Origin of the sequence: Treponema pallidum subsp. pallidum str. Nichols (genome assembly GCF_000410535.2) — a bacterium.
Classification (GTDB): Bacteria; Spirochaetota; Spirochaetia; order Treponematales; family Treponemataceae; genus Treponema; species Treponema pallidum.
Genome location: NC_021490.2, coordinates 1,065,836 through 1,078,492 on the forward strand (window position 1 = coordinate 1,065,836; position 12,657 = coordinate 1,078,492).

Below are 12,657 nucleotides of genomic sequence, written 5' to 3' on the forward strand. Positions count from 1 at the left end.
ATCCTGGTGAAAGAATGTGTTTCTAAAGAAAAGCGAATCTATGACCTCAAGCAGCTCCTAGAGATTTCTAAGAGTTTGAATTCTCTCCTTGAGTTTACTCACCTGGTAGAAGCCATCCTCTACGTCGCGATGGCCCAGACCAAGACGCTGGGGGCAGCGCTTTTCACCAAGAAAAACGCCGGTATGAAAAAATTGTCTTTGAGCCGCAATGTGTGCGGCTTTGACGTTTCCCACCATGCACAGCTGATAATCTCGGAAGAGGACCCTATTCTCAGACTTCTGGACGAAAAGGCCTGTTGTCTTTCTCCCGAAGAGGTACAGAGCGCGCTCGCCCCCTCAAAGAGCGTACGTTCGCTCCTTGACTTGCAACCTTCGCTCTTTGTTCCACTAAGAGCAAAGGACCACCTTGTTGGTCTTATCCTTTTAGGCAAGAAAATCAACGTACACGAAGCCTACACTCCCTACGATCAGAGCATCATCATGGATATTGCACAGCTTGCTGCTATTGCCATCAACAATGCGTTACTGCTTGAGCAAGCTACCACTGACATGATGACCCAGATGAAGCTCAAACACTACTTCTTTGCCATGCTCACCGCGAAGCTCGATACACTCAGTACACAAGAGACCGTATCTGTTCTCATGCTTGATATCGACTTTTTCAAACAGATCAACGACACGCACGGTCATCTGTGTGGCGATCTAGTTCTCCAACATGTGGCAGAAATTATTCGATCCTGCACCCGTCCATGCGACATCGCCTCTCGCTATGGGGGAGAAGAATTTATGCTCATGCTATCCAACAACTCGTCTCGGGAAGCTGCGCACGTTGCAGAACGCATTCGCGTGGCAACCGAGCAATTGACCATCCCCTACCATGAGGTATCAATTCGAGTCACTGTTTCTGCAGGCGTCGCAGAATACCTTCCTAACCAAGAATCCGCCGAAACACTGATAAAGCGTGCAGACAGTGCGCTGTATCAAGCCAAACAAAATGGCAGAAACAAAGTCGTCATCTCAGAGAAAAACATGTGCTCATCTCAGGAATAAACCGATACTGGCGGCATGAGTGTGATCAGGAAGCCCTTCAGGTACTCGTACACCAATGTGACCCTTTCCCTTGTGCTCGCGAATGGGGCGGTGTTTGTGATCACGTCGTTGGTTGAATCACTGGGTATATATCTGGCGCTCGTGCCAGGACTCGTACGTTACCACCGTATGTATTGGCAAATATTCACCTATCAGTTCGTACACAGCGGCGTGTGGCACTTGCTTTTTAACATGCTAGGACTAGTGTTTTTCGGGCAGACGATAGAAAAGAAGATGGGATCTTCTGAAATGCTGTTGTTTTATTTGCTTGTCGGTACACTCTGTGGTGCGGGTGCGTGCGCGGCATATCTGTGTGTCGGTCGGTTGAACGTACTGCTGTTGGGGGCGTCGGGCTCCATCTTCGCAATACTTTTTTTATTTTCGGTTATGTTCCCCACTGCGCTCATTTATCTATGGGGTGTTATTCCTATCCCCGCTCCTCTGCTCATTGTAGGATACATTTTGTTTGAAATTTTTGATCTATTTTTCTCTCGTGATAATGTTTCTCATCTTACCCACTTGCTCGGTGTCCTTTTTGCGTGGGGATATATCCGTATCCGGTTTGGCATCAAACCATTGAAAGTGTGGAGCATTGTCCCGTAACAGTCGAGGCAGTGGGAGATATGTCTTCGTCGTGCTAGCCTGCGTATTTGGTTATACGCGCGCCGTGCACGCTGAGGTTTATACGGACCCCAGCACATCGGGACATGTCACGATTTCTATTCCCATATGGGCTTTTGTCGAGCCCCAGCCGGGTGTCATGACCCAGCAGGCGGAGTCCCCGAGGACTCCGCCTCGCCAGACCTTGCGAGAATTAGGGGCGTTCGTATTAGGCGGTGCTGTGTATGGGTGGCGGTTCTCTTATACGCCAAAAGAAAAGAAGCGCGCCGTCATGGAGCACTTTACCCTCACTCCCATTTTCCCCCTACCGCCCGATAGTCCTCAGATAAGTCTGCGTCACGTACGGACGCCGTACCCCTACATCCACTGCCGTGCAGAGTACTCATTAGACGCCAGGCACGCGACACACATGAGACAGAGCAGAAACCTAACGTACCAACGTGCGCAGGGCAGAGGAAGAGGAGAACGGAAAGAGGAACTAAAGGGAGTATATCATGCATATCACCGCGCGATTGTAGACGCACTACGGAAAACGGTTAGAAAGACACAGAAAAACAAGCCAAAAGAAGTAGAAGGAATGCTATACGTTAAAGACAATCCCCGCCTCTTTGTAGAGGCGGGGGAATTTGTCGCAGAGCTCTCACTCAGTGTCCACTTCACAAAGATAACGCCCTATAGCGTATACTAGTAGCACGCACCGAGTCCTGACCGCTACCCGCGTGCGAGCAGACGGTTCACCCGCTTCACAAAATCAACCGACGAACCTACGTCCATGCCTTCAATGAGCAAGGCTTGATCCAGAAGAACAAACGCAAGATCTTCCACAAACGCCTCATCCGTACTTTCTTTTAGTTTTTGTACCAGCGTATGACTTGCGTTAATTTCTAAAATTGGCTTTATCTTTGATTTATGCGTTTGTCCCGTGGCGCGCATCAAGCGCTCCATCTGCACCGTGGGATCATTCTCATCGATAACAATGCAAGACACCGAGTCAGAAAGCCGTTTTGAAAGACGAACTTCCTTCACCGAATCAGACAGTATGTGCGTCAACCTTTCTAGTAGCGGCTTAAAACCCTGTTCCCTCTGCGCGGCGGCGTCTGTTTCTTCGTTGGGACGCAACTCCTCCTCTGAACCTAAACGATTAATTGCCCTTAACTCCCACTCCTTGTATTTCGAAACAGAGGGCATCACGATACCATCTATGTCGTCTGACATAACGAGCACTTCAAAACCCTGCAAACGATAAGACTCTGCATGGGGAGACTGACGCAGCACACGATCGTCGTTTCCCGCAATGTAGTATATCGCCTTTTGATCCGGTTTCATGCGAGAAACGTATTCGGCGAAGCTCGTCCATCCGTCTTCTGGAACAGACTCACTTAGAGTCCTGAAACGAACAAGTTCCAGCAGCTGCTCACGGTGCTCGTAGTCGCTGTATAAACCCTCCTTCAAGGGACGATTATACTGCGTGATAAACTCATCGTACTTTTTCCCGTCACACTCCGCGAGTCTCTTAAATTCCCCGAGCAACTTTTTCACCGAAGCCGACTTGATTGCTGCAAGGACTCTATTTTGTTGCAGAATCTCACGGCTTACATTCAGGGGCAGATCTTCGCTGTCTATTACACCGCGGACAAAACGCAGATACACTGGCAACAGTTCCTTCTCGTCATCAGTGATGAAAACGCGCTTAACGAAGAGCTTTACCCCCGGCTTATAATCTGCGTGAAAAAGGTCAAAGGGCGCTTTTGCCGGCACATAAAAGAGCGTGACGTACTCCTGTGTACCCTCTGCCTTCGTGTGTACGTACAAGAGAGGCGGAGTACTGTCGCGAGTCAGCGTTTGATAGAAACGATGATAATCCTCCTCCTTCAATTCTGACTTCGGCCTTTTCCACAACGCACCCGCGTCATTGACTTGATCTACTTTCTTCTGAGTATCCGTTACCGCTCCATCCTTGTCGTACTCCTTCTGCAGGTAATGCAGATAGATGGGAAACGCGATATGATCAGAATACTTCTTAATTACCTCTTCAAGACGCCAGCGCGTTGCAAACTCGGAATTTTCCTGGCTCAGGTGCAACACAACGCAGGTACCGGCACTACCCTCAGCAACCCCTTCAAGTACTGGGAAGGCAGCCGCATCAACCTCATCCAAGGTATAGGCATTTTGCCCTTCAGACGTCCACTTCCACACGGTGTTCTCTGCAGCTTTCTTGGTGATTACTTCTACTTTGGAAGCGACCATGAAGGCAGAGTAAAACCCTACGCCAAACTGGCCTATCAGATTGGAATCCTGTTTTTGATCACGCGTCAGCGTACTGAGAAACGCCTTTGTACCGGATCGCGCAATGGTACCTAGATTGGCCCTCAGATCTTCTGCGTTCATGCCAATACCCGTATCACGCACAACAAGCCGTTGAGCATCTTCTTCAAACGCGATGTCTATACGCGCTTCGCAATGCAACTGCTTGTACGTACCATCAACAAGTGCCTCATACTTCAACTTATCTAACGCATCCGACGCATTAGAGATAAGTTCCCGGAGAAAAATCTCTTTATGGGAATAGAGAGAATGGATAATCAACGTTAGCAGCTGACTCACTTCAGTTTGAAACTCGTACTGAGCCATGTATCCTCCCAGAGGTTAAAAAAGATTCCATTACGCCGCGCACAGACCGCGCGCGAAGTGTAGCACAGACTATGCAGCACAGTAAACCAACCGGAACAGGTGGTACACGCTGCCCGATGAACACCAGACAAAAGAACCCGTGATTGTATAGCGCTCACACCCCATGGTATGATGGGCAGGTCATGGATTATCCGAGAAGGACTATAGCTTGTGGCGAGCTGCGCAGGTGCCACGTCGGAACGGTAGTTGTGCTCAATGGATGGGTCCACCGAAAGCGGTCGCACGGAACCGTTAGTTTCTTTAACATGCGCGATAGGTCCGGAATAGTGCAGGTTATAGTGAGCCAGGAGGAAAACGCTAGCCTGTGGTCCACGGTAAACCGCATACGGTTGGAATGCTGTCTTGCAGTCGAAGGCGTGGTGCGAGAGCGACCTCCTTCAATGATAAATCGCGCCCTGCATACCGGGGAGGTGGAGGTGCACGCTCGCACGCTGTACGTTCTCTCGGAGAATGCTGTGCTTCCGTTCCGCGTTGATGATGTTGTGCATGCGCACGAAGATATACGCTTAAAATATCGCTACCTCGACCTGCGCTCTCAGCGCATGCAGGAGCGCATTGCACTGCGCTCACGCGTTGCCCTGGCCATACGGCAGTTTTTAAGTATGAAAGGTTTCATCGAGATCGAAACTCCCACCTTCATCTGCTCTACCCCCGAGGGGGCACGTGACTTTGTTGTCCCTTCCCGAGTGTGCCCCGGGCGTTTCTATGCCCTGCCACAGTCCCCCCAGCTGTACAAGCAGCTTCTGATGGTGGCAGGGTTTGACCGCTATTTCCAACTTGCCCGTTGCTACCGAGACGAGGATGCACGAGGCGATCGTCAGCCAGAATTTACCCAGATAGACCTTGAGATGAGCTTCGTTTCTCGAGACGATGTTATGCGGGTGAACGAGGATATGCTTCGGTACGTGTTTAGAACCAGCATCGGTGTCGAACTGCCTACCTTTTTTCCTCGGCTTACCTACGCGCAGGCGCTAGACCAATATGGAACAGATAAGCCAGACATGCGCTTCAAACCGGTCCTGCAGAATGCAGACTTTATGGGAATGCTTGGCACGTTCACCCCGTTTGAAGAAGTCGTCGCACAGGGTGGCAGCATCAGAGCACTCGTTCTTCCGGGCAAGGCACGTTGCTACAGCCGTAGGCAAATCGAAGCGTTGGAGTCTATCGCTCGAGCACATGAGGCGCACCACCTTTTTTGGCTTAAGGCAACCGGTGGAGGCCTCGAGGGGGGTATCGCAAGGTTTTTTGCAGGGGTAGAGTCCGAAGTACGCCGGCGACTTTCTGCTCAGGATGAAGACTTGTTGCTCTTTGTCGCCGATTGCCGGCACCGCGTGTGCTGCGTCGCACTCGGCGCAGTGCGCAGCGCTCTTATCAGGGACGAGTCGTTCCCAGAGAAGGAGTTGTTTTCTTTCGTGTGGATCGTTGATTTTCCCCTCTTTGAATGGAACCCAGCGGAAAACAAGTGGGACCCTGCTCATCACATGTTCTCTGCTCCTCAGGAACAGTATCTTGAGACGCTCGAGCAAGATCCCGGTTCGGTAAAAGGTGACCTCTATGATTTGGTGCTCAACGGGTATGAGCTGGCTTCAGGCTCAATTCGTATCCACGACACACAGCTGCAAAAACGCATCTTTAAGATAGTGGGATTAGATCCTGAAGAAGCGGGGGAAAAGTTCGGGTTTCTCACAGAAGCGTTTAAATACGGCGCGCCGCCGCACGGCGGCATCGCACACGGGTTGGACCGCCTCGTGATGCTCATGACAGGAAGCGAGTCAATTAGAGACGTCATTGCTTTTCCTAAAAATACACTCGCCGCCAGCCCCCTGGACAATTGTCCTAGCGTGCTCGATAAGCGTCAGCTTGACGAGTTACACCTCACTGTACACGTCTAGGGGCATCGCTACTCGCTCGTCGGCGTAAAATACCTACCAGGGGGGGGAGGGGTACATGGCTTTTACTGAGAAGCAAAAGGGTACTTTGTGCCTAATGTGCTCGAGTTTTTGCTTTAGCGTGATGAGCGTCTTTGTGCGTCTTGCAGGGGATCTCCCCTCTATTCAGAAGGCATTTACGCGTAACCTGGTCTCAACGCTCATCTCGGGATCTATGCTCTTTCGTGCGCGTACCCGCGTCCACGTGCAGGATCTCCCCATGCTCTCCTTGCGTACCGTGTGCGGGACGCTAGCAATCGTCGCAAACTTCTACGCAGTAGAACGCTTAACATTGGCAGACGCGTCGTTGCTTTCGAAGCTCTCTCCGTTCTTTACCATACTGTTTTCTTGCCTTTTCTTGGGAGAACGCATTGCGCCGTATCAAGTCGTCGCCCTCTGTGGTGCCTTTGCTGCAGGCACGCTCGTGGTCAAGCCGAGTCACACCCTTTCTCACCGTGTATTTCCCGCGTGTATTGGCGCAGTAGGAGGCATGATGACGGGAGCTGCGCACACGTGCGTACGCTACCTCTCCACCCGTGGCGTAGAGAAGTTCTTGGTTATCTTTTTCTTTTCCTTCGGATCGCTGCTATTGCTGCTCCCTGCATTTATATGGCAGTACCAACCGATGAGCTCACCGCAAGTGCTTACGCTGTGGGCCGCAGGAGTGGCAGTAGCAGGTGCACAGTTTTTTCTCACTGTTGCGTATCGATACGCGCCAAAAAAGTCGATTCCAATTGACTATACCCACATCTTATTTTCGACGGGCATCGGTTTCTTGTACTTTAAAGAGGTGCCCGACCACTGGACCGTAGCGGGCATCGGTATCATTCTCGCCATTGCCCTGTACGTGTTTGCGCGCGAGCGTGAACGGAAAGAACCCACCGTGCCGTCGCACACACGCTAGAGCCGATGGCACGCACGTACGCGAAGCACATGGTCTACCCCATGCTTAGATTTTTCTCGGTAAAAGAATGAGGCAGGTGCGCGTGACGTGCACAGGAACTTCCACCGCGTATTTGCCGTCGTGCGGCGCGTCACGTACAGCGACAACGTGGAGAAAATCCTTTCTCGCAAGCAGCCGCCCTGAGGGGCGCTGGTACTGAGTAAAATCGTAGCTCACACCTATAACACGACGACCACCAAGCGGTACCGTAATGCGTCCGTTAATGTCGGTACGGTACGTTTCATGCTCTGCATGCTCGAAATGGACAGTGCAAGGCAGCGCTTCGTACGAGATGTGGAACATATCCGCCACGAAGATATGCACGAAATGGGTATCTGCGCGCGGCGCGGTTTTACATGCAGCGACACACACCCCCACCGTAAGCGCCACAGCCAGAAAAAATGCTGCACGCGCGCTGTACCCACACAAGGTAACGGAGATTGCCGCACGCGAGGTTCTTCTCGTATACTCACCCCTCGTATGAGTACTTGGACACACATCTGGTCTACTGCGTTTACCTTGCTGTTTATTATCGATCCGATTGGGAACATACCGGTGGTACTGTCTGTGCTGCGCACCGTGCCAGCTGAGCGTCATACCCGGATCATTTTTAGAGAACTGCTTCTAGGACTGGTGCTCATGCTCTCCTTCCTTTTTTGCGGAAAAGTTTTCCTATCTTTGTTCCAGCTAGAAACGGGAGTAATGAAAATGGCCGGAAGCGTCATTCTCTTTCTCGTTGGCATCAAGATGGTATTTCCTGATCAACACGCGCTCCCCTCCACCACAGAAGAGGAACCGTTTATTGTTCCCATCGCCACTCCCATGATCGCAGGTCCTTCGGCGTTCACCACGCTGGTAATTATGGGAGAGACGAAGGGGACATCCCGTCTCGCCACCTGTGCTGCGCTGCTTGTTGCGTGGACGCTCGCGTGTCTTATTATGATAAGCGCACCGTGTCTATACCGTCTTCTTAAAGAAAAGGGAATTACCGCGCTTGAGCGAATCACAGGTATCTTGCTGCTCATTCTTTCCATCCAGATGTGTGTTGAGGGAGCCCGGGGCATTATTGCCACTTCCTAGCAAGAAGGAAAACTACCCGCTGCGTACGTGCGGGCTTAGGGGACGACGACAACGTTCGCGACTCTGCCATCTGCCAGGTATGCGCGGGCGTTGCTCTGGGTGTCAAAGGAAGAAGTGCCATCTTTGACGAAGGCATAGAGCCACCTTCCAGGCGGGAGGGGAAGCTCTAGCTCGTAGTGGCCGGGACGCACCTCTTCCAGAGAGTACATGAATGGATCCCAGTTGTTAAACGTACCTGCAAGGTGGATAGTCTGTCCCGCTGCACCCTGGTACACAAACCGAGTGCCCGCGGCCGTATGCTGGGTTTGATACGATTCGTGAGACGGCACATCGAGGTAAGAAATGGACATGCCATCGCGGTGATCGTAGCTTTCGAAGCTATTTTCAGGATCGGTAGTCCACAACCCATCAATCACAAGCCGGTAACTTAAACGCGAACACCCTTCAGGAATAGGCGCGATATGGAAAAGAACGGAGCGTTCAGTGAGATTCTGGGCGCTCTCTTGACTGAGGCGCACGAACGAGTATATCGGGCGGTACCCTTCGTGCTCAAACGCGATACCCACGTGGCGCGCTGCCCCTGACGCAGTAAACACGACGCAGCGCCCCTGAATCCGAGGCGCTTCCACGCGGGAAATAGACTCGATAAGCGCGCGGCGCTGCGTCGGATCAAGTCCAGCCGCGCAGAGTCCGACAGCACCAGACAAAACGAGCATGACACCAAGCGCACATCCTCTCATCGAGTTTCTCGATCCTCCCCGGCAAAGCGCACCACCACGAACACACCCCCATACCACCGGTCCTGGCGAACTCGCAAAAGCGCGGCACACCCGAAACCCATACCGCGCACAGCTTCGGGATATGCATGCGCATGCTAAAGGGAAACCTGTCCTCCTGGCAGACTTCACTCCTCCACAAAAAAAACCGATACGAGGGCGGGGAGTATAACGCGCAATGCCGAGTGCACAACACCTGTCAGAGTTTGCTCGCGAGCTCAAGACTCTTGGGAATGAGCCAGACACCCTCAAATCTTGGGGTACTCTGTACGATGACCTACCACCTCCTGAATCTACCCCCGACGGGGCACAGCCTGCGCCCACGCCTGAGCGGCAGTCCGCGCCTGCATCCGCGTCAGCTTCTGGCCCTGTGTCCGCACATGGGCAGCGCCCCTTTGAGCCTGACACAGAAGCATCGAGCGTTGCCTCGGGAGAGGAGGTCGTGCAGGAAGATGCGCACGCACCACAGACTCGAATGCATGACTCCGCACAGGAGCCAGCGGCGGAGATTTCTCTCTTTTCTGAAGAGCGGACACCGGAAACTATGCCGACTGCTGCCTGGAGTGCACCACCGGATCCTCTTTTTGAAACCGAGCATGCTGTCCCCCCCCTACCTCTTGACCCGGAAGAAACACCAGTGCCCGGAGAAAAAGGTCTCCAGGAGTCCGCCGTGCAGGAGGAAGACGCCGGATTTAACCAGATGCCTGCGACAGGAGGGCAAACCAGCGAGAATCAACAACACTTTGACGCATTGCTCGCCTCTCTTGATCTTGATTCGGCAAATGGCGAACGCGTGGTCCCCGAGAATGCAGATGAGTTCGCCGCTCAGGTACCTGAATCCCTTCTAGAAGGGTTGCATCCAGAAGACCAAGAGACGAAACGCTCGCAAGAGGAACCTGTATCCTATGACTTCCCTGCGTTTGATCTGGACCAGGTAGCGCCTCCTACACCAGACGCCCCTGATTCTTCTAACTCTGCTCTCACTGAGATTGAAATCACCCCAGCGCTCTCTGAGCACCCCACGCAGACGCAGGAAACGGGTACCACCTCGCCACAATCGCAGACTGTGCACGCTGATGCGTCTGCCCTAGGGCCTAGTGCCTCTGATCCTAATTTTTCCCCTGGGTCTGCGGATAACTTGGTCGCCCAATTCCCCATTGAAGAAAGCGTGCAGATACCTCCTTTCCCCGCTGATGGCTTTGAACTTCCCGGTAAATTCCAAGAATTTGCGAGAGAATCTGAGAGCCCCTATTTCAGTCCTGATACAACCGCCGACGCAGACCAAGCACAGACCATAAGCGAAACGGAATATCAACGCTTTCTCCAGCGGCTCGACGCCCTCCCCCTTCCTGTACGTATTGCGGTTCAAGAATACCTGTCCTCAGAGGAGACCTCGGACAAAGAGGGTTATGCGCTCATTAGCAGCATTGCAAACAACGCCTCGCCAAAAGCGGTTGCTACTCAACTCGAGCACATTCTAAAAAAGCCGCTGCATATTCCCAGAAAGTTTGAACGCAAGTCAGCTGCCGCACACGAACGCGAGAAGTCTTCCCTTCCCTACATCGCGAAACACACGGTGCTTCCCCTGACGGCCAGCTCAGCGGCCATACTCATTTTCATCCTTTCGCTTGCAGTCCTCTCCTGGCACTTTCTGTACAAACCCCTTCATGCGCACCTGAGCTACCGCGCAGGGTACCATGCATTAGAACTGGACCGCTACGAAGATGCACACACTAACTTTGAACACGCCAAACAGTACTGGAAGATAAAACACTGGTACTTTCGTTATGCGCGTGCCTTACGTGACAAAAAACAATATACACGTGCTGAACAAATTTACACCGAGTTACTCTTTGATTTCCGGCATCCCAAACAGGGGAGCATTGAATATGCGCACATGCTCTGCAATGAGCTGCGCAAATACGAACAGGCAGAAACGACACTGCGTCGGCAGGGACTCGACCATCATCCAAATGATCCTGATATCCTCAGCGCACTCGGAGACGTATATCTAGAGTGGGCAGAAGAGGACCCTGCTCAATACGAGCAGGCTCGAAAAACATACCAATCACTCATCGCTTCCCACGGCACGCGCGATGCGTATCTTGCACGCATGATGCGCTATTTTATCAGAACAGATCAGCTCGCGCAGGTACTTCCTCTTAAGGCACACTTTACCAATACGCGCGCTAGGATCGCTCCTGAAGATTTGACAGAACTCAGTGGATACCTTTTAGAGAAACGCTATGAATCTCAACCCAGTGACTCCCTTACATTGCAGTCAAAGATTGAGGATCTGCGCGCATTACTTGAGCGGGCCTTTAAGGCGGATCCTATGTCTGCGGATGCGGCTTATTACCTTGGAAAATTCTTTGTCTACAATCACCGCAAGGACAGCGCGCGGGAACTCCTTCAGCAAGCTGTCAACCGTTACCCGCACATGCCACATTCCACAGTCAGGCGTACACTGCGTGAAATTGACGCGATGCGCCTGCTCGGTACGTTACTCCTGGAGGAAAAGGGACACGCTGCTGCCCGCGAAATATTCACCCAGGCACTTACGCGCTATCGCAGCTATATCGTAATGCGTGACCTACCGCCGCATCGGACTATTGGAAAACTGTACCGTGACTATGCAGATATGGACTACTTTATCTACAAAAACTATGACTCTGCGTTGGAGCACTACCAGCATGCGCGGGCGCAGTTACTTGATACTCCTGAGGTTCAATACAAAATAGGGTATATTCAGCACAAAAAAAACAACTACCCCGAAGCGATTCGGGCAATGAATGCAGCGTACGAGCACAATCCTCAGGATAAGCACCTTTTATATGGATTCGGCACCCTGTTGTGTAAACGTGGTGACTACTTTGCTTCCCAGGGGTACTACGAGCAGTTACTTGAACTGTTAGATGCGCAGCGTACAAGACGCGGTGTCATGCTCCCCCACATAGAAAAGGCGGACGCCGCGTTTGTTGATTTGTACATGCGCACGTGTAATAACCTGGGCGTAGTATTGCACCGTTTGGCAACGACTCATGGAGATTCGCGGAAAAATGCACGGGCGTTAACTCTGTTTGCAGAATCCTCTCGTGCATGGGACGCACTCACCCGTCACCCTGAAACCAGGGTGCGCTCACAAGCTACCGGTCTTTCATACCTAAACGTCCATCACATGACACGCCCCTACACAGAGTTTCAGCCAGAACTGTACGACGACATTCCTCTCCTACTTGAGCACGAAGAACCGCCCATCCAAAAGGAACAAGAGAACTAGCCAACGGTGCCCGCTTGCCTGCATGACCGAAACAGGGTAGTCTCCCCTGAGAGGAGGCGACTGATGGGAACGTACATGTGTGATTTGTGTGGCTGGGGATACAATCCAGAGGTAGGGGATGCAGACGGGGGCATTCCCGCGGGTACTGCGTTTGAGAACCTACCGGACCACTGGGAGTGTCCACTCTGTGGGGTGGACAAGACAAGTTTTGTGAAAGTGTAGCTCTTCTGCCTAGAGGAAAGGGGAACG

Annotated in this window: 11 protein-coding genes; 8 read left to right on the forward strand and 3 right to left on the reverse strand. The window is 52.2% G+C overall.

The genetic code is table 11. The features are described from left to right. Positions 1-6: 6 nt before the first annotated feature. The 3 genes from dgcA to TPANIC_RS05635 all read left to right on the forward strand — a co-directional run bounded on the left by dgcA (position 7) and on the right by TPANIC_RS05635 (position 2,398). Entirely contained in the window at positions 7-1,050 is a 1,044-nt protein-coding gene (dgcA, locus tag TPANIC_RS04830) for a diguanylate cyclase DgcA (protein WP_014505666.1), read from the forward strand. Positions 1,051-1,065: 15 nt separating this feature from the next. Next, entirely contained in the window at positions 1,066-1,692 is a 627-nt protein-coding gene (locus TPANIC_RS04835) for a rhomboid family intramembrane serine protease (RefSeq protein ID WP_010882426.1), read from the forward strand. A 427-nt stretch (positions 1,693-2,119) separates the two neighbouring features. After that, positions 2,120-2,398: a hypothetical protein gene (locus tag TPANIC_RS05635; protein ID WP_235214054.1), complete on the forward strand. Its 279-nt coding sequence runs from the start codon at positions 2,120-2,122 to the stop codon at positions 2,396-2,398. Positions 2,399-2,421: 23 nt separating this feature from the next. On the opposite strand, the gene htpG is transcribed toward TPANIC_RS05635, so the two are convergent. After that, a complete protein-coding gene (htpG, locus tag TPANIC_RS04845) occupies positions 2,422-4,341 on the reverse strand; it encodes a molecular chaperone HtpG (protein ID WP_010882428.1) in 1,920 nt (639 codons plus the stop codon). 143 nt (positions 4,342-4,484) lie between these two features. Here htpG and aspS point away from each other — a divergent pair, with 143 nt between their 5' ends. Then, positions 4,485-6,293, forward strand: coding sequence for an aspartate--tRNA ligase (gene aspS / locus TPANIC_RS04850; RefSeq protein WP_010882429.1), 1,809 nt, complete (start codon positions 4,485-4,487; stop codon positions 6,291-6,293). Positions 6,294-6,348: 55 nt separating this feature from the next. Further along, entirely contained in the window at positions 6,349-7,233 is an 885-nt protein-coding gene (locus tag TPANIC_RS04855; RefSeq protein WP_010882430.1) for a DMT family transporter, read from the forward strand. A gap of 45 nt (positions 7,234-7,278) precedes the next feature. Here the strand turns inward: TPANIC_RS04855 and TPANIC_RS04860 are convergent, their stop codons facing one another. Further along, positions 7,279-7,662 (reverse strand): hypothetical protein, encoded by a 384-nt coding sequence (locus TPANIC_RS04860; protein WP_175393422.1) that lies wholly within the window; start codon positions 7,660-7,662, stop codon positions 7,279-7,281. Between the two features lie 90 nt (positions 7,663-7,752). On the opposite strand from TPANIC_RS04860, the gene TPANIC_RS04865 reads away from it, so the two are divergent. Continuing rightward, positions 7,753-8,352: a MarC family protein gene (locus TPANIC_RS04865; RefSeq protein WP_014342681.1), complete on the forward strand. Its 600-nt coding sequence runs from the start codon at positions 7,753-7,755 to the stop codon at positions 8,350-8,352. 35 nt (positions 8,353-8,387) lie between these two features. On the opposite strand, the gene TPANIC_RS04870 is transcribed toward TPANIC_RS04865, so the two are convergent. Further along, complete coding sequence (locus TPANIC_RS04870; RefSeq protein ID WP_235214055.1) at positions 8,388-9,092, reverse strand: glycogen-binding domain-containing protein; 705 nt, start codon at positions 9,090-9,092, stop codon at positions 8,388-8,390. 214 nt (positions 9,093-9,306) lie between these two features. On the opposite strand from TPANIC_RS04870, the gene flcA reads away from it, so the two are divergent. Beyond that, on the forward strand, positions 9,307-12,408 hold the full coding sequence (gene flcA / locus TPANIC_RS04875) for a periplasmic flagellar collar protein FlcA (RefSeq protein ID WP_010882434.1): 3,102 nt from the start codon (positions 9,307-9,309) through the stop codon (positions 12,406-12,408). 63 nt (positions 12,409-12,471) lie between these two features. After that, positions 12,472-12,630 carry a rubredoxin gene (locus TPANIC_RS04880; RefSeq protein WP_010882435.1) on the forward strand — a complete coding sequence of 53 codons (159 nt, stop codon included), beginning with the start codon at positions 12,472-12,474 and terminating at the stop codon, positions 12,628-12,630. The last annotated feature ends 27 nt before the right edge of the window (positions 12,631-12,657 follow it).

Coding starts and splice junctions, on each gene's coding strand:
- TPANIC_RS04870 (WP_235214055.1), bottom strand. CDS start 9,092: ATGAGAGGATGTGCGCTTGGTGTCATGCTCGTTTTGTCTGGTGCTGTC.
- TPANIC_RS04880 (WP_010882435.1), top strand. CDS start 12,472: ATGGGAACGTACATGTGTGATTTGTGTGGCTGGGGATACAATCCAGAG.
- htpG (WP_010882428.1), bottom strand. CDS start 4,341: ATGGCTCAGTACGAGTTTCAAACTGAAGTGAGTCAGCTGCTAACGTTG.
- flcA (WP_010882434.1), top strand. CDS start 9,307: ATGCCGAGTGCACAACACCTGTCAGAGTTTGCTCGCGAGCTCAAGACT.
- TPANIC_RS05635 (WP_235214054.1), top strand. CDS start 2,120: ATGAGACAGAGCAGAAACCTAACGTACCAACGTGCGCAGGGCAGAGGA.
- TPANIC_RS04835 (WP_010882426.1), top strand. CDS start 1,066: ATGAGTGTGATCAGGAAGCCCTTCAGGTACTCGTACACCAATGTGACC.
- TPANIC_RS04865 (WP_014342681.1), top strand. CDS start 7,753: ATGAGTACTTGGACACACATCTGGTCTACTGCGTTTACCTTGCTGTTT.
- TPANIC_RS04855 (WP_010882430.1), top strand. CDS start 6,349: ATGGCTTTTACTGAGAAGCAAAAGGGTACTTTGTGCCTAATGTGCTCG.